The sequence below is a fragment of the Campylobacter concisus genome, from assembly GCF_002165815.1.
Classification (GTDB): Bacteria; Campylobacterota; Campylobacteria; order Campylobacterales; family Campylobacteraceae; genus Campylobacter_A; species Campylobacter_A concisus_BH.
In genome coordinates, this window is record NZ_NDYN01000001.1 from 182,565 (window position 1) to 198,497 (window position 15,933).

A 15,933-nucleotide genomic window follows, 5' to 3' on the forward strand; every position below is an offset into this window, starting at 1 on the left:
TCTCCTTTATTTAAATCTGTTATAAGAGTCTTGCTCTAAAAATTCTGAAGCTCTAAATAGCTCACCTGTAGCCATTGCATTCTCTTGAAACTCAGCTATTGAAAAAAGAGTTAAGAGTTCTTGCATGGATTCGTTATTTATATCTATGTTAAACTCTTCTAAATTAAGAGTACTGTCTGCAGATTCTGCTTTAGCTTTCTCCGCTTCAGCTAGAGCTTTAAGATCTTCTATGTCTGCAGCTAAATCTCTTACTTCTCTGTTTTTCTTATCTTGATTAAAAGTACTCGTTATACTAACAGCTGTACTTGCCGCTTGCAAGGCTAACATTGTAGTAGCCATATTAGCTCCAAGTTTAGTAGCTCCAGATAAGAATCCAGACATACCACCATACATAGATAAAAGATTTCCACCTATTTTCCAATATTTAGCATTAGGACCTTCACTATCCTCAGCAGCAAGAGACATGATGCTTCCTGCCATCGAAATAAAGGCAGCAGCTCCTCCACCTGAAGAACCTGCGAAGACAGCACTGGCTATAGGGACAAAGACTATTCTAAAAAAATCTCCAAAATGTGTGCTTTCTTTTTCTTCCCACTCATATTTAGTAGTAATTTTTAGAGTACTTAAAAAAACTTCTAATTGAGCTACATAAGGAGTTCTATACCATAATCTAGAAGGCATAGGAGGAATGGCATAAATAGCTTCAGAGTATGCTGTTGCAATATCCCACGAAGGATCAAAATTAGGTCCATAATGATACCTACTCCTAAGATCGTAAGTCATAGGTTGAAAAGCACTTACTGTTTTTTTTCTAGTCCTTCTTTCTTGGATTTCGTATTGAGTAGATTCCATTACAGTAAAAACTTCTTCTCCTCGATTAAACCAAGTTTTACCTGTAGTCTTTTTATACTCATCAGGATCTACTTTAATGTAAGGAAAAAGACCTTTAAATGTTTGAGGAACTACACTTGTATTAACATTAGGATTATATTCTCCTACTCTTATTCCTTTCGAATAAGGACCTTTATAAGGTATTAGGGTAAAAGTATTCCCACCTTTCATTAAATCTTTAGGATTTACAAAACCTACAGTGAAATCTTCGTCTAGTATTCTCATCAGTCTGCTCCTAAAGAATGCTCATAATCATCGCTGTGATCTACTATAAGCCCAGTATCTGTGTACCATATATCGAATATAGTATCTAAACCAGAATAGTCAGAACTATGCCCATCATCATCTGTATTGCGACAAAAAAAGAAGCTAAGATTTAACCCATACTGAGTAAATTTAGAAAAAATCTTTTTTTCTACTTGTTCTTGTGTAGAGCTACTCCAATCTGGTATATTTAAGTATAAGAATAATTCATTACACATCAGCTCTGATCCTGTATAGCATATTTTAGTCATAGGTTCATTTATGATTTCTCTCTTTATAAGTTGAATATTAAAAAAGTACCTACCTACCCAATATACACTTCTAGGAGCTTTTTTAATATCTTCTCCAGTAGAGGCTATCTCTTCAAAATATTTATAGATTGTGTGTAAATATTTTTGCCAAAACTTATTTTCTCGCACTCTCTTATACAAGAACCAAGTTAAATCTAGATATTGGCTAATCTTAGCTGTTGCAAGATTTTTAGTACTCATCATTTCGTGAACAAGATCCTTGCCTTTAGGGTCTTTTTTACTTCTTTTAGGTGTAGACCTTTCTTTATATCCAGCTTTTTCTAGAGCCATCCGTGCGTACTTATTACTATAAATAGATGTAGATAAAGGATACTCTGCAGCAAGATATTCTGCTCTAGCACTACGTTTAGTGGCTATACTATCGCTATTTTTACCAAAGTAAATACCTCTTTCTTTCTTGAATTCATATTCTATAAAATAAGGACTATTCTCTTTAAAAAGTAGTCTAAGATCATTTACCCAGTTATCCACTTCTACAATTTTAGAAACTACTTCTATTTTTAATTGAGAAGTAGTTGTACCTTCATTGTTTACTTTTTCTTCCGTATGCCCTTTCCATGTTAGTCCTTGAGATAATCTAAATAGAACTCTTTTAGTAGCTTCATCTACATCTTTATCGACTTCGATTTCAGTAAGATGTAACTCAATATTCTTATCTAAAGGATCTATATTGAAAGTAGTTTTAATTTCTTCTAATAAGAGAGGCTGATAGACACTCTTAATATAATTTTTAAAAGAAGTAAAAATACCTATATCACTCAAAAATACTCTTTGATCTACTTTATACTTAGAATCGTTTTCTTTTTCTTGTATAACTAGTGCAGAAGTACTCCCTAAATACTTAAAAGTATATCCATCTTTTAAAAACTCTTTAGAAGTAAAATTATATTCGATTTGTTTAGATATAATATATTCTTCCGCTAAGGTATTCATAAAACCTAATTGGTAAGATTTTATCTCTCCTTGAATACCAGTTACTTGTTTTATTCGTTCAAAATCATAAGTCACAATATAAAAAGCAGTTTTTCGACTATACGGTAGTTTAAACTTTACAAAACCTGCTTCATGCTGAAAATTAATATCTAGAATATTTTTATATAGTGCTTTATTATTAGAGATTTTTCTGTTTTTCAAGTTTAAAAATTTTTCTAAATAACTCTTTTGTATAGGGTTTTTATAAGCTTGTCCTATTTTATTTTTCTTAAGAGGATCACTTACATAAGGAATAAAAAGGGTTTTATCTCGTTCAACAGTTTTAGAAAACCAACCCATAGCGATAATCCTATAACTCTATGCCACTAGGTTCTCCACCCTTCTCTATTCTATTTTCTACCTTATATTTCTTCTTAGCTTCCCAATCAGTTAAGCTTGAAGCTCTAAGGTCATCATAGACTTCAGATAGTGAAGATGCTTTTAATGCTTTAGGGAATGCTGCTGCATTCTCATTGAAATCTAGCATACCAGAGGCGAATATCATTGAGAAAGACTCTAGCTGAGATTGAAGTAGTTTTAGTTTTAAGTTATCACTAAAGCCTTCGATCTGTCTATCGTATACTTTAGTTTGTGCTCTTAACTGCTCTTGTTTTAGTTTATTAAGAGCTTCGTCTTCATCAGCTTGATTTTCTTTTAGTTCTAGTTCTGCTATCTTTAGTTTTAGTTCTGCGTTAGCTATAGCTAGATTAACAGACTTGTCTATTGCTGCTGAGACTAATTGAATGTAGGCTTGGGCGTATGTATCGCCCAATATCCTACCATTATCGTATTGAATACGAAGATTCTCGTCAATAGCGTGCATTAAGACATCGAAAGCTCCTTCACCTAACCATTGGAGTCTGTTTTCTCCATAGAATTCTTTAGATAATACTTCACCTGAAGTAATGTCATTAGGCTCTACCTTTACATTCTTATAGTCAGTTGTGATCTTTACTTTAGTCTTAGCCATTGATTAGTCCTCGAAGCTGATATTATATTTATTAACTAGCTCTACCTTAGCATTACCTGTTCTTCTACCATTAATCACTTCATCACTATGAATAGGTATTCTAACGTCCTTAGCAGAGTCTATAAGGCATTGCTCTAGTTCTACTGGTACATTTAGAGGCACTACTTTAGATAAGTTAAAGAATTGATTTTCACAAGTTAGCATAACTGCATTAGTTACATCATTATCTCTCTTATCGTTAGATGTAATAGTTACTACTCTAGTTTTAAAAGCTTCTTTCTTAACACTTGCTACAAGTGCTTGTAGATTAGTAACCTCTTCTACTTCAGAAGTCTCAACTTCTTCATTGTTTTCGATCTCGATATTCTCATCTTTTTTCTTAGCCATAATTTATCCTTTATTTAGATTTAAGTTATCCCCTAGTTATAGGGGATAAAAGGTATTAAGCACTTGCTAGAACTAGAGTTTTCAATAGTTTCTCTTCTTGCAAGATAATACCTGCATACCAGAAGCGATAACTAAAGAAGCCTTTAGTGCCATAAGGATTGCTCAACTCAGTTTGTTTAGGATCTTGAGATCTAAATGTAATCTTATCTTGTCCTTTAAGACCTACAGTAGCGAATGCACCTTTAGTTGGGAACAAGATAGGGAATACATCGAACTTACCTGTACCAGCAGCACCAGTGTAAGATAATGTACCAGTATATCCAGCAGGTACAGTAGCACCTTTACCACGATATACTACAGCTGTCTCACTCTCAATAAATCTAACCTCGTGCATAGCACCAACTTCACCTTCAGCTAGGTTACTAGCATCAGCATATTTATAAGCTGGGATATATGCAAACTCTTCAGTATTGTTCTTACCTCTAGTAGTATTCTCTAGATCGAACTTAACCTCTGGTCCGATAATTGCATAGTAAGCTCTATTAACAGTTCTAGTATCGATCTTATTAGATCCTGTAACTATCTCTGTATTCTTCTCAGCTCTGTTTCTAACGAGCTTCTTAACAGCTCTTCTTAGAAGGTCGTAGCTTATCCTGTATTGGTCATCTAGTGTACCACCAGCAGTAATACCATTACCCATTGTAGCTAGGTTAGTAGCTAGACCTGAGTAAAGTACGTTACCTGTACCAAGCATATCTAGTTGGATTAGATCTTCGTTTCTGACGTTAGCTAAAGCACCAAGCTCTTCACGATACCTAGTTTGCATAACGTCTTCACTAAATAGCTCTACTTCATCAGTATACTCAATCATTTCACCATAGCTTGCACAAGTAGTTTCCATAGTTACTTTCTGAAAAGTTACTTGATTTCTAGCACCACTACCTTCTGGTAATTTAGCTTGATTAAGACCGTTAGTAACATCTTCTACGTTTCTGCTTGACAAGAAACCATACTTAGCAAAATCTGCTGCATTTAGATCTCTATCGTAGATATGTTGCCATCTAGAAATCTTATACTTCTTACCACTCTTAGTTGGCATAGATTTTCTATCAGCGAATTGAGCATATACGTTCTTAGCGTTAGCTGCATTTATACCAGCTCTATCGTACCAATGTAAGATAGTATTAGCACCACTTGTTGAGTTGTTACCGTCTTTATATTCCATAACTGCCATAATTGTTTTTCCTTTTAGAATCTATTTTGGAGCGATTTATACCAAGCGTTATACTCATCATCATTGTCTTCGTCAAGATAATTAATAACGCTCTTCTTATCCGCTCTAGAACTAGGGAGAGCAGCACTAGCTTTAGCTCTTGTTCTGATCGCTTCCTCTTTAGCTTTAGTAGCTATAGCTTGTTTTTCTATCTGCTCTTGCCTAGTAAAATAATCTTGACCTGCTTTAAAGTAATACTGTAAAACAGGTTGTTGATAACCATCTAATGCCGCTAGCTTTAGAGCTTCTGGCATTACCTTCTCATATATACCGTTTTTAACATCATCATGCAGACCCTCGATATTCTCAGTATTACTTAACAAGTACTGCTTAGATTGCGGATCGAGTACCTCGAAAGCATTCTTAGTTTTCTCGAACTCTGGATCTCTAGCTAGTCTTGCAATAACATCTTGAGTATTTTGAGCTTCAGCTTGTTCTGCATATCTAGTTGGGGTATATTTCCCATCGTTCTCAGGAAGATCGTAAACATCTATTCCACTAGATTTAATAAGAGAAGAGATTGCATCTTTATTTCCCTTTTTAATATCTATAAGTAGGTTAATATCGTCTTCACTGATACCATTCTGCTCGATTGCACTTATAGTTCTTCTATAAGGTGCAATAGTCTGCATTTTCTTGGTATAGTCCATAGCTTTAGGAGCTAAGCGTATAAGCTCGTCTTCACTAAAGTCATACTCCATACCATTAGCTTTTATTTTATAAGTCTTAGGTTGTGGAGTCTCTTGAACAACTTGCTCAGTAGGTTGTTCCACTTCCTCACTTACAGGCTCACTAACTTCTTCAGTAATAGGTTCTTCTACTTCAGGAGTAACTTCTTCTTCTACAGCTTGAGGAGCTTCTTCTACAGGTTCTTGTACCGCATTAGCTCTCTCGTCTATAACCATCTTCTCTAGCTCTTCATCAGTAAGATTGTTTAATTGCTCTTCAGTCATTATCTATTCTCCTCTGCCAATGCTGATCCAGCTAATGATGGTATAACTGTAAATAAGTATTGTTGTAAGTTAGCTACAGATACAAGCTCTTCAATAACGTCAGGTCTTTCACCTCGTTTTTTGACATCACCTCTACCTAGTAAGCTTACTCCACTCAAGGCTTTATCTTTTAGATAACCTTCTAGAATAACCTTTTTAAAGTCTTCACTTTTTAGCAATCGTCTAAGAGCTTTATCTAGCTCCACCCAGTAACTATTGTCTACAGATTCAAGTTCATCTAGTACTTGTTCTTCCATATTTTCCCCTTTATTAGATTATAAATATTGTTGCTTAGGACTCTGAAGTAATTTCAGAGTTTCTCTATCTATGTTAAATTGATTTTGTAATTGCTGTCTTTGTAAGGCTTCTTTCTCCTTTATCCCACTATATTGATGTACGTAATCTAAGTCAGTCTTATCTGCCATAGAATTAAGATTCTTAGCCTTAGCTAACTCAGTTTGTACCTTAGCTCTCTTAACATCTTGATCTACTGTATTCTCACCAGCTTTAGCTTGAGTATTAGCTATCTCAGCTTGTAGTAACTGCATTTGTAGTTGTTGCATCTGTTCTGCCATAGGATCAGGTTCTGGTTTATAGTCCATAATCATCTTAGCGAGATCAGGCATTCTATATAGCTGAGCTATCTGAGCCATAAGTATCTTTCTCAATCTAGGATCTTCACTAGGACCTACAGTCTGCAATACGAAAGCTAACTCTTGAGCTTTAGCTCTGTTGTCATCACTCGTAGATATACTTAAATCAATATCTATGTTGGCACCTAAGTCATCTCTCTTTAGATATACGAAGGTATCATTAGTTATTCTGTATTGAGACTCTTCATCTAAGAACATAGCATCGTAAGCTAACCATTTTCTAAGCAATGGCTTAACTAGATTTTCACTTATATTTCTAACTATGTTTAGCCTTCTAGTACTAGCACTATCTATAGCACCTCTGATGGATGTTGCGGTGCTGCCTAATGCATTTCCATTGATACCTGTATTAAAACTAGCTACGCCAGTAATGCTCTCTGCTTCATTGTTCATTAATGTAAGTACATTGAATATTGAGCTAGGTAGCTCATTAAAGTTGCCTATAAAGAAGTCTGAAGCATAGTGATTAAACTCGAAGTTCTCACCATTGAGAAATCTCTGTTTATTGTATTCATCAAGACTACCTTTCTTTATACCCTTCTGACCATTATTAGATAAAGCCATATTATCGATAAAGCCTCTATAGATTGCAGTTTTGATCTTTTGAATATCACTTAGTAACTCTGCATTAGATTCTCCATATAGTTTAAATGGTATAGCAGAGAATGGCACTATTAAAAATGGAGGCTTCTTATCAGGAAAAGGATTAGCCTCTAACCTAATAATTGTATTGTCTATCCAAGTACATACAATAGGCTCTGCTATGTCATCACCATTGATGTCATAGTTACCCCAGTATTCGTGTACTACTATTTTCTTTCTAGCAGTATCGCTAAATCTAAAGCTAGTGCTATCTTCAGTAATGTACTCAGTATCGTTAGTGCCTGTTAAGCCTGTAGGTATTTTAATCTTGTCTAGATTTTTATATATACCTGCTTGCTTAAGTGTAGTCATATCAGTCTCATATCTATAGATAACGAACTGACATTTATCCATGTCATCTTGGCAAGTAGGATCTATGAATATATCTTCATTTCTGCATACCATAGCTGTAGGGTGATTCTTGACTGGCTTAGTCTTTCTTACTCTTACTTTAGTTATCAGAGTAGGTTCTATACCTTGAAGAATACTAGGATCAGCCATACCTTGATTTATAACTTCTATAGCTCTCTGATAATCAGGATTAGGTATCTCTCTATCCTCTTGTACTTCTACTACCTTTTCTTCGTACTCCCAACCTGTTCTAATAACTACAGTACCTTCTTGATCTAGAACCTTTAAAGCTTTAGTCATAAAGTTATATCTGCTAAACTGCCTACAGAATTGAGTATTGAGTAGTACTTCTATCTTAGGAGCTATCTCAGCATCTTCTGAAGTAACTGGATTAGCTTTAATAATATCTGGAGTAGATACGAAAGGTTCTATTAATGCAGCATGTTGCCATTCTGATTGTTTCTTAATATCTCTAGATACTAATTTAGACCTACCATTAACTTCATTGCCATAAGGCTCTGCATTGTACTCACTCTTCCATCTAGCTATTTTCTGATCTAACTCATTTCTGAGTAACTTAGATGCAGTAAAGTCTGCCTTTAAATTAGAGAGCAATCTAGCTTCAGTTATGTTGTCAATCTCTATCATAGTCAGCCTCTATTCTTACTTCATTTAAATATCCATAACTGAGCTCTAGAAACTTGTTTAGAGTAGCCTTAGAGTTAAACACTCCATTCTTGTCATAGCTATCACCTAGTAAGATACATCCTTCAGTATCCTTAGGGTAGTTACCATTATGGATTAAGATATATCTAGATCTAGGTACTAGATTGTTGTATAGTAAGGGTAGTGATCTCTTAAATCTAGGAGAGTTATGCCATACTACATTATAAGCACCTACAGGTATTCTTCTATCTTTACCACTCTCTGTAGTATCTCCACCAGCAGGCTCTAGTGTATAGCCTTGTAAGATAGCCCTATCCTTATCCATTAAAGAAAACTTACCTATTGTTCCATCAGGTATATTTCTAAATCTAGTAATGTTTAAAATCAATCTCTTCTCCTTTCGTTTCCATCCCAATCGTCTTTACATCTAGGGAAAGGTCCTATGCCATACTTAGCTAGAAAAAAATCTCTAACCATAACTAAGGCATCACTGCCGAACCATGCACCTATTCCACAAGATGCATAGCTTACTTTCATATCTTGACAGAAATAAAAGACCAATTCATAGACTATATATGCACTAAATACTCCGTCAAGGATTCTGTTAAAGAAATGAGAAAAACACTTCTTGCGAGAACTCTTGAAGAAAGAGATAATGCTGCCTATAGTACCTATGAATACCACGTACCATAAATAATGTATTTCCACTTTTCTCATGTCCTAAATACCGTTAAGAGTTTAGCAGGGGAGATTATGGCATTGATCACTCCTTGTGTAATAGCCCATACCGTTAGGGCAGTCTCCATACTGCTGAACATACGATCGTATAGGCAGAATAGCCCATAACCACAAACCCCTATAAAAACTCCCCCTAGCACTAGAACAATAATGCGTTTAAGCATACTCTTTGGTCTAGGTAAACCTTTTATCCCCATTATTTACTCCCCTTGTAACATTGAATAAGCAAGTCCTCAACATGAGAAAAATACTTCATTAATTCTTCGAATGTCTCAGGCTTAGCAGGATCGTACTCAGGCTTAACAGGTAGAGTATTGACACATCTAATAGGCATGTACTTTTCTTGATACTCAATCTGAGTAACAACCTCTGGCTTAGCTGAACAACCTACTAAGAATAAGATACTACTTAAGAGGCTTAGCAGCTTCATTAGCTATCCTTTCATAGTAGTTAAGCTTAGATTCACAACTATCACTAGGCTTAGTTATATACTTGTACTTAACTTCAATCTCAGGTTTTTTAACTACTTGAACGCTTAGATTCTTTATCGCTTCATTCTGCTGATCTAAACTATTTCTGCATAGAGCTAGTTTAGAATCTGCTAAAGCTTTATCTAGGTATAAGCTCTTATATTCTTCTTGTTTATCTCTAAACTGCTTTTCTAGATTAGCTACCTTATCAGAGTAGTACATATAGCCTAAGCCGATAACTAAAGTTATGACAGCTAGTATTGCACTGCCAGCTTTACTGAGTGAAAAGAACTCTAAAATTGCTGAGAGTATATTTCCCATTTTAATCTCCATATCTAAGTAAGTGGTACAGCCTTACACTCCAGTAAAGCACCGTAACTTCTATCTTGTTTACATTTAGGTCTATTAACATCTCTTTAAAAGTATTATCCGCAGACCTAAAAGTAATACTCTTTTTTTCGATAACTATATCGGTAAGATAATCATGAACTATAGCTGCACTAAGATATTCTGCCTTGTTAGGTGGGAAGATACTCCAGAATATTCTAGGAACACTGGCACCATCTGTTATATAGCCTTTAGGTATAACAATATCTCTATACCTATAGTTCTCTACTAGTTCGAACTGATACTTGCCTACAGGCTTTAGAATAGGTCTATTAACCATTGTCTCTTACCTTCTTGAATGGATGAATACTCCATACAGTCTTTAGCTTGATCTTGTCTTCAGGTTCTAGGTAGCTAGCATAATTACTTTTAGTCATACCAGCTATATCCATCAGCTTCCAACCTAGGTATATTCTGCAGTAGTACTTCTTAGAGTATCTGATTACCTTGTATAACCCAAACCTAGTCTTACCATTATTCAATCTACAAGTTACCTTGCACCAAGTACTCTTAGTACCATTATTACTAGTAGCATGTATATCCCCTATCGTAGTAACTGAAGCAGGATCTATAGTAGATACTCTTACTCCTGCTACTTCACTAGAGTAATAACCTATCCTATTTCTAAATAGCCAATGCAATCTAGCTTTATACGATCTATTACTAGGTTCAGGATAATGCTTTTCTCTCCAGCCACTATCACCATTAATAGCAGCACACTGACTATCGTAGTAGTCATTAGCATCCTCGAACCATCTAGCCCACCTAGGTAGGTGATCGTCTTCTCTCTTAGTAAATACTAAAGCTATAGGTACAACTATATAGGACAATATTTCTAATACTATCTCTACTACTATTGTCCTTATTAGCTGTAGTATCTCTTTAATTGTTAGCATTCTTTTTCTCTTTAGGTCTAGTTCGAACGACATCAGTGAACTCGTCGTCATCGATGTACCAAAAAGGTTTCTCTCCATTGTCATAGTACATCTTGCCGAAATCGTCAGGATGTGTAGCTAAGTGAGCTATTACCCTGTAGACGTTCGTCATATTCGAGTTATCCCACTGATCGCATTTTCTAGCACGTAAGAATATAAGCATAGGGCATAGGATTACTCCTAAGACAAATGCTAGTAAAGCAACTAATGCATATCCCATCTTGTTCTCCTTATAGCTTACTAGCTTCTAAGAAGAAGTTATCTATAGCATTATCGTCCATACCTAATGCCTTAGCCATCTTCTGTAGTAGAGGACTAGTAATCTCGATGTCTCTAGCATACTCAAACTCTATCTGAGCTTCTTTATCTGCTTTAACTAATGCTTCAGCTTGCTCTAGTAGGTTAAGCTTAAGTAGCTGTAGCTTTAGTTGTCTTACAGTTATCTGCTTAGGTACAAACTGCTTCCAGAAGTTATCTATAGCACTGATAGTATCTGGATTAGTTATAAGCCACTTACTATAAGCTTTTTCATTAGTAGTCTTTAGCTTGACACCTTCAGGAGCAGAGGTTATTACCTCGTCTCCTAGCTCTTGTATAAAGTTAGATGTTACATAAATTATCTTATCCATTGCCTTGTCCTTATAGTGTTTGTACAAATCTAGTTATTGGTGTTATTACGTGATTTAAACCGCAAGTACCATTAGCATTGTAACCGCAGGTATAAACCCTACCATCGTTTAGAAGTATCATAGGGTTATTCAAGTTTTCGTAACCTTGAACGTATACTTGCTTGATATTGTCTATATCACTAGTATTGAAAGGTACTCTTGTTAAACTATTAGCTGCATTAGTATGATTTAGTCCTAACTGACCATAACCATTATAACCTGCTGCATATAAGTATCTAACATTGTCAATCTCTACGATTGCATATATCTGACCATATTGTGGTTGAACTGAGTGGTAAGTACCCCAGAATTGTTTTACTTTATAGCTAGTAGTACTGTCAGCGAATACTACTTCTTTAAATGTAACTACGTCAGTTGTAGCATTTACCCCTAATTGTCCTGTAGCACTACTATAACCACAAGCGAATAGCCTACCACTTCTAGTAAGAGCATAAAATGAACCTATACCACATACTTCCATCCTAACGATAGGGTCATTAACTTGTTTATATCCAGATGGGAACATACTATCTTCAACTTTAGTAGGTAACGGATTTCTAAATGCAGGTATAGTCGAGTTACTATTACCCCAAACGTAGTGAGTATTGTCTGAGCAAGAAGCTACGACTACTTTATAAAAGTATTGTGAGCTAGAACTATTGTAAGACATTGAAGCAGTTAAGCTTACTACTTTTTTATCTTGTAGTGCTGTTACCTGTGTAAATGTATTTCTATTAGTTTTATCGTTAAGCCCTAGTTGTCCGTTATCGTTCCATCCACAAGAATACAACTTACCTTTTTCAGTGATTATATAAGCTGAAGTATAATAACTATCATTTAGTATCAAGTCCTTAACACTATCCCCAGCATCTAAAAAAGTAAGGGCTAGTTTAGTAGGTACTGTTAATGCTGTTGTATTACCCATACCTGCGTGACCATAAGCATTTTCACCCCAGAACCACACTGAGCCATCGTTCTTAATTATGCCTGTATTAGACCTACCACCATAATAACCTGGTTTACCTGGGCATACCTTCTTGACATTATCAGTTATCTTTACCCAATCATATTGATTAGCAGTATTTCCTATGCCTAAAGTGTTATAGCCATTATAGCCTCTACCGTATAAATCTCCGTTTTCGTATAGTAAGAAAGTATGCAGATAGTTAGTAATAAGTTGTTTAACCTTCGACTTGCCTTGTAATGGGTGAGGTATATTAATCCACGAAGGCATATTACCAGCTGAAAAAGTATTATGGTCGCTATTATTAGCACCGCAGAATAATAGCTCTTCATTTTCTGTTACTACCATATTTATATAAAAACTTGCATATAGGTTATCTGGTAATAACTTTATTGGTCCGAACTTACCTCTACTCTGTATCTGGCTTAAACTCTTACCACCTATAGTACTAGCATTAACATTTTTTAGTAACTGCTCTTTAGTTTCTCCGTTAAGTGTCTTAGCACTACCGACAGTGATAGCACTATCTCCACCTATAGTTTTAATATTACCGTTATCTGAGTATAGAAGCTTACTTACTTCTGCTTCTCTACCACCTACTTTATCTTTTACTCTGGCAACTGTTATCTTGCTCTCTGCCATATTTATCCTTTCAATATCTTATGCAGACATATTCTGCTATGTTCTTAACTACGTTTTCAGGTGCTGTTGGTACTACTCTGCTGGCATCGAAGTCTATGTTTAGTCCGAAGTAAGGACCATTACCTACATAGTTATAACCAGTGCCATTAACAGTAGAAGTTATTGCCCCTTCCATTACATTAGATAAAGACAAGTGATTGTCATACATCTTGCCAGTTATATTTCTTATAGCATCACCCTGCTTACTACCTATCTCTCTGTCACTCTGATAATCTACTTCAGCGCCTGCATCTAAACATCTACCGAAGTAGCCTCGTCTATCTGGTATGTTAAAGGTTGTAGTACCATCACCTTCGCCGTATGTAGTGCCTATAGCTTCAAATAAGTCAGGATAAGCTTCTCTACTTAATTCTCTACCATCGCAGAATAACCATCTACCTTTAGGGTTTTTCATTGCGAAGAAGCCATATTGTCCTGCTTGAAATTGAGGCTCTTCTAAATCTACTGTAGTACCTTCGATGTAGAGTTCTCCATCTACTACTAGTTCATCCTCTATAACAGGATCTAGTCTGATAATAGCTTCATTAGCTTGCAGAGTATAAGGCTTAGTTATATCCTTTACTTTCTCCCAGTAACCATTGATAGATGCATACTTGTTAATGTAATCTATAAGTCCTCTCATAGTAAGGATATGAATAGGTCTAGCGTTATAACTTGTATTTCTCATAAGGATTTGTAGATTAGTAGTAATATCTGGTCCTGCTAACATACTATCAGCCTTAGCTAAAATACCTGTAAGCTTTAATTGCTCTGCTTCTAATACTTGTATATTATTAGCAGGATTAAAGTCATCTCTAACAGATTTTAATCTAGGTATATATCCAGTATAGCTTCTCTTATCGTATGTCTCAGTCTGTCTTACATACTCTTCAGGAGCTAGTCCGCCAAGCTTGGCACTATTTACTGCAGTAGCATCAGCATCTAGCTTAGAATTAAGCTCTTCATGCAAGGTTGATAACATAGAATCTAAGTTAGTCATACCTGCTGTAAACTTATTTACCTCAAAAGTAAGCTTATCCCCTAATTCTTTTACCTTTTCTTGCATAGGAGTAAGCTTATTCGCTACTACTCCATCTATCTCAGTGAACTTAGTTTCTATTGTAGATTGAATAGTAGTAATAGAACTCTTTAGAGTAGTCATCTCTTCATCAAGTTTCTTAATACTTTCAGGATCGAACTTCTTAACTCTCTCTTCTAGTTTAGTCACAGCATCATCAATAGTTCTCTGAACTATCTGTCCTGCTTCTTTATAAGCTTTTATGACTTCTTTAGTCTCAGCTCTATTGTTTCTAAAGTCTAGTAAATCTTGTTTTATATCTGCTAAGTTTTTTAGTTCTGGTATAACTTCTTGTATGTCTTCTAGTACGCCATAATATCTAGCTACTATCTCGATAGCTAGTAAGTGCTGAGATACTTCATCTATCTCAGTTAGATGTTCTGATACGCTATCTACATTATCTATACTCTTGTAAAGTCTTTCTAGCTTATAAGAGATATTATTTAGTACTCCAATAGCCTCTGACATACCATAGACACGAGTGATCTCATTTATATGTCTAGCTATGTTATCTAATAAGCCAGATACACTAGCTTGAGCTACCTTCTTAACACTATCTAGATCAGTAGAAACATTAACTATATCACTAGTTACTTTAGATACATTAGTTATGACATCTAGTGAAGGCTCTATAGTCTTAATATACTCAATACTATCTCGAAGTTTAGTTATTGTATTTCTCAACGAGAGCATATCATGGATATTACCCATCTCAGCTTTCATCTCTTTAAAGAGTGGTAAGTTCTCTAGTAGAGTTTTCTCTTCATCACTCAACTCTTCTCTAAGTACTATTGTCTTTATAGTATCTGTATTCTCTGCATTAGATAGATTACTATGCGTACCTTCATGCTTAGAGTTTATAAACTGAACTAAATTAGCCATTAACAAAACCCTTTCATATCAGTTGTAGTTCGAATAAGACTATCAGGGATCACTTGTTGATTCATAATAGCCTTCTCAACTTCATTGTTATAAGCAGTTAGGGCATTGCCATAGTATTGTTTATAACCCTCTATATTAGTAACAATTCTTAAAGCTACGTAAGCATATAAGACATCTAATAGACCACTAGGTAAATCTAATTCATCTTCTATACTAGTTACCTTTATAGGCTTAGGCTTATACTCTACATAGTAAATATCACCTTCTTTAGCATTAGGGAAAAATAGAGTATCTTGATTGATCGCAAATACATTGATCTCATTCAATCTAAGAGTACTATTCTTGTCATCTCTAACACTAAGTATCTTATAGATCTCGTCTTCATTAGTTTTAAAAATATCTGTCTCTACAGCCTCATTCTCTAGCATCACTTCTTTATCTAAAGTAATATTCATCTCTTTAAGAGCTTCTATCTGAGCTGCTTTAGTTGTAAAACCACCATGAGTCATCTCACACTTAGCAAGCTTAGCATGAGTAGCCATAATAACATTAGGATCTTGTCTAGATATTCTAAAGTTCTTTCTAAAAGCAGGTACTAGAACTATGGCTTGTTCTCTCTTAACATTGAATAGTCCATAGATAGTGTTCATAGCTTCATTAATAAGTACTATTAAGTTCTCATTATTCATCTGCTTATTAGGAGTAACATTAGGTAGAGTAACGATCTTTAAATGCTCTAGTGCTTCTTTTACTTTCAT

The 15,933-nt window shown here is 35.1% G+C and carries 17 protein-coding genes; all 17 read right to left on the reverse strand.

Features of this window, described 5'->3' with window-relative positions; genetic code table 11:
* Positions 1-6 precede the first annotated feature (6 nt).
* The 17 genes from B9N65_RS00940 to B9N65_RS01035 all read right to left on the reverse strand — a co-directional run bounded on the left by B9N65_RS00940 (position 7) and on the right by B9N65_RS01035 (position 15,933).
* On the reverse strand, positions 7-1,116 hold the full coding sequence (locus tag B9N65_RS00940) for a hypothetical protein (RefSeq protein WP_087582431.1): 1,110 nt from the start codon (positions 1,114-1,116) through the stop codon (positions 7-9).
* A complete protein-coding gene (locus tag B9N65_RS00945; protein ID WP_087582432.1) occupies positions 1,116-2,738 on the reverse strand; it encodes a hypothetical protein in 1,623 nt (540 codons plus the stop codon). The genes B9N65_RS00940 and B9N65_RS00945 overlap by 1 nt, the downstream gene beginning before the upstream one ends.
* 10 nt (positions 2,739-2,748) lie before the next feature.
* The gene (locus B9N65_RS00950) at positions 2,749-3,408 is read right to left on the reverse strand and encodes a hypothetical protein (protein WP_087582433.1); all 660 of its coding nucleotides are present in this window, start codon (positions 3,406-3,408) and stop codon (positions 2,749-2,751) included.
* A gap of 3 nt (positions 3,409-3,411) precedes the next feature.
* Entirely contained in the window at positions 3,412-3,795 is a 384-nt protein-coding gene (locus B9N65_RS00955; protein WP_087582434.1) for a hypothetical protein, read from the reverse strand.
* A gap of 55 nt (positions 3,796-3,850) precedes the next feature.
* Positions 3,851-5,029, reverse strand: a complete 1,179-nt coding sequence (locus B9N65_RS00960) for a N4-gp56 family major capsid protein (RefSeq protein WP_087582435.1) — start codon at positions 5,027-5,029, stop codon at positions 3,851-3,853.
* Positions 5,030-5,043: 14 nt separating this feature from the next.
* Positions 5,044-6,021 (reverse strand): hypothetical protein, encoded by a 978-nt coding sequence (locus B9N65_RS00965; protein ID WP_087582436.1) that lies wholly within the window; start codon positions 6,019-6,021, stop codon positions 5,044-5,046.
* Entirely contained in the window at positions 6,021-6,317 is a 297-nt protein-coding gene (locus tag B9N65_RS00970) for a hypothetical protein (RefSeq protein ID WP_087582437.1), read from the reverse strand. Before B9N65_RS00970 ends, B9N65_RS00965 begins: the two co-directional genes overlap by 1 nt.
* An 18-nt stretch (positions 6,318-6,335) precedes the next feature.
* The gene (locus tag B9N65_RS00975) at positions 6,336-8,354 is read right to left on the reverse strand and encodes a portal protein (RefSeq protein ID WP_087582438.1); all 2,019 of its coding nucleotides are present in this window, start codon (positions 8,352-8,354) and stop codon (positions 6,336-6,338) included.
* A complete protein-coding gene (locus B9N65_RS00980) occupies positions 8,341-8,760 on the reverse strand; it encodes a DUF5675 family protein (protein WP_087582439.1) in 420 nt (139 codons plus the stop codon). The genes B9N65_RS00975 and B9N65_RS00980 overlap by 14 nt, the downstream gene beginning before the upstream one ends.
* Positions 8,757-9,089 (reverse strand): phage holin family protein, encoded by a 333-nt coding sequence (locus B9N65_RS11380; RefSeq protein ID WP_087582440.1) that lies wholly within the window; start codon positions 9,087-9,089, stop codon positions 8,757-8,759. Before B9N65_RS11380 ends, B9N65_RS00980 begins: the two co-directional genes overlap by 4 nt.
* Positions 9,090-9,514: 425 nt before the next feature.
* Positions 9,515-9,901, reverse strand: coding sequence for a hypothetical protein (locus B9N65_RS01000; RefSeq protein ID WP_087582443.1), 387 nt, complete (start codon positions 9,899-9,901; stop codon positions 9,515-9,517).
* 1 nt (position 9,902) lies between these two features.
* On the reverse strand, positions 9,903-10,247 hold the full coding sequence (locus B9N65_RS01005; RefSeq protein ID WP_087582444.1) for a DUF1353 domain-containing protein: 345 nt from the start codon (positions 10,245-10,247) through the stop codon (positions 9,903-9,905).
* Positions 10,240-10,863, reverse strand: coding sequence for a DUF7338 family protein (locus B9N65_RS01010; RefSeq protein ID WP_087582445.1), 624 nt, complete (start codon positions 10,861-10,863; stop codon positions 10,240-10,242). The genes B9N65_RS01005 and B9N65_RS01010 overlap by 8 nt, the downstream gene beginning before the upstream one ends.
* A gap of 269 nt (positions 10,864-11,132) precedes the next feature.
* The gene (locus B9N65_RS01020) at positions 11,133-11,531 is read right to left on the reverse strand and encodes a hypothetical protein (protein ID WP_087582447.1); all 399 of its coding nucleotides are present in this window, start codon (positions 11,529-11,531) and stop codon (positions 11,133-11,135) included.
* A gap of 10 nt (positions 11,532-11,541) precedes the next feature.
* A complete protein-coding gene (locus B9N65_RS01025; RefSeq protein ID WP_087582448.1) occupies positions 11,542-13,176 on the reverse strand; it encodes an RCC1 domain-containing protein in 1,635 nt (544 codons plus the stop codon).
* Between the two features lie 10 nt (positions 13,177-13,186).
* Positions 13,187-15,175: a phage tail protein gene (locus tag B9N65_RS01030; RefSeq protein ID WP_087582449.1), complete on the reverse strand. Its 1,989-nt coding sequence runs from the start codon at positions 15,173-15,175 to the stop codon at positions 13,187-13,189.
* Positions 15,175-15,933, reverse strand: a complete 759-nt coding sequence (locus B9N65_RS01035) for a hypothetical protein (RefSeq protein ID WP_087582450.1) — start codon at positions 15,931-15,933, stop codon at positions 15,175-15,177. The genes B9N65_RS01030 and B9N65_RS01035 overlap by 1 nt, the downstream gene beginning before the upstream one ends.

What these genes read in the sequence shown, in the direction of transcription:
- B9N65_RS00940 (WP_087582431.1), bottom strand. Translation starts at nt 1,116, where the DNA reads ATGAGAATACTAGACGAAGATTTCACTGTAGGTTTTGTAAATCCTAAA.
- B9N65_RS00945 (WP_087582432.1), bottom strand. Translation starts at nt 2,738, where the DNA reads ATGGGTTGGTTTTCTAAAACTGTTGAACGAGATAAAACCCTTTTTATT.
- B9N65_RS00950 (WP_087582433.1), bottom strand. Translation starts at nt 3,408, where the DNA reads ATGGCTAAGACTAAAGTAAAGATCACAACTGACTATAAGAATGTAAAG.
- B9N65_RS00955 (WP_087582434.1), bottom strand. Translation starts at nt 3,795, where the DNA reads ATGGCTAAGAAAAAAGATGAGAATATCGAGATCGAAAACAATGAAGAA.
- B9N65_RS00960 (WP_087582435.1), bottom strand. Translation starts at nt 5,029, where the DNA reads ATGGCAGTTATGGAATATAAAGACGGTAACAACTCAACAAGTGGTGCT.
- B9N65_RS00965 (WP_087582436.1), bottom strand. Translation starts at nt 6,021, where the DNA reads ATGACTGAAGAGCAATTAAACAATCTTACTGATGAAGAGCTAGAGAAG.
- B9N65_RS00970 (WP_087582437.1), bottom strand. Translation starts at nt 6,317, where the DNA reads ATGGAAGAACAAGTACTAGATGAACTTGAATCTGTAGACAATAGTTAC.
- B9N65_RS00975 (WP_087582438.1), bottom strand. Translation starts at nt 8,354, where the DNA reads ATGATAGAGATTGACAACATAACTGAAGCTAGATTGCTCTCTAATTTA.
- B9N65_RS11380 (WP_087582440.1), bottom strand. Translation starts at nt 9,089, where the DNA reads ATGAGAAAAGTGGAAATACATTATTTATGGTACGTGGTATTCATAGGT.
- B9N65_RS01000 (WP_087582443.1), bottom strand. Translation starts at nt 9,901, where the DNA reads ATGGGAAATATACTCTCAGCAATTTTAGAGTTCTTTTCACTCAGTAAA.
- B9N65_RS01005 (WP_087582444.1), bottom strand. Translation starts at nt 10,247, where the DNA reads ATGGTTAATAGACCTATTCTAAAGCCTGTAGGCAAGTATCAGTTCGAA.
- B9N65_RS01010 (WP_087582445.1), bottom strand. Translation starts at nt 10,863, where the DNA reads ATGCTAACAATTAAAGAGATACTACAGCTAATAAGGACAATAGTAGTA.
- B9N65_RS01020 (WP_087582447.1), bottom strand. Translation starts at nt 11,531, where the DNA reads ATGGATAAGATAATTTATGTAACATCTAACTTTATACAAGAGCTAGGA.
- B9N65_RS01025 (WP_087582448.1), bottom strand. Translation starts at nt 13,176, where the DNA reads ATGGCAGAGAGCAAGATAACAGTTGCCAGAGTAAAAGATAAAGTAGGT.
- B9N65_RS01030 (WP_087582449.1), bottom strand. Translation starts at nt 15,175, where the DNA reads ATGGCTAATTTAGTTCAGTTTATAAACTCTAAGCATGAAGGTACGCAT.
- B9N65_RS01035 (WP_087582450.1), bottom strand. Translation starts at nt 15,933, where the DNA reads ATGAAAGTAAAAGAAGCACTAGAGCATTTAAAGATCGTTACTCTACCT.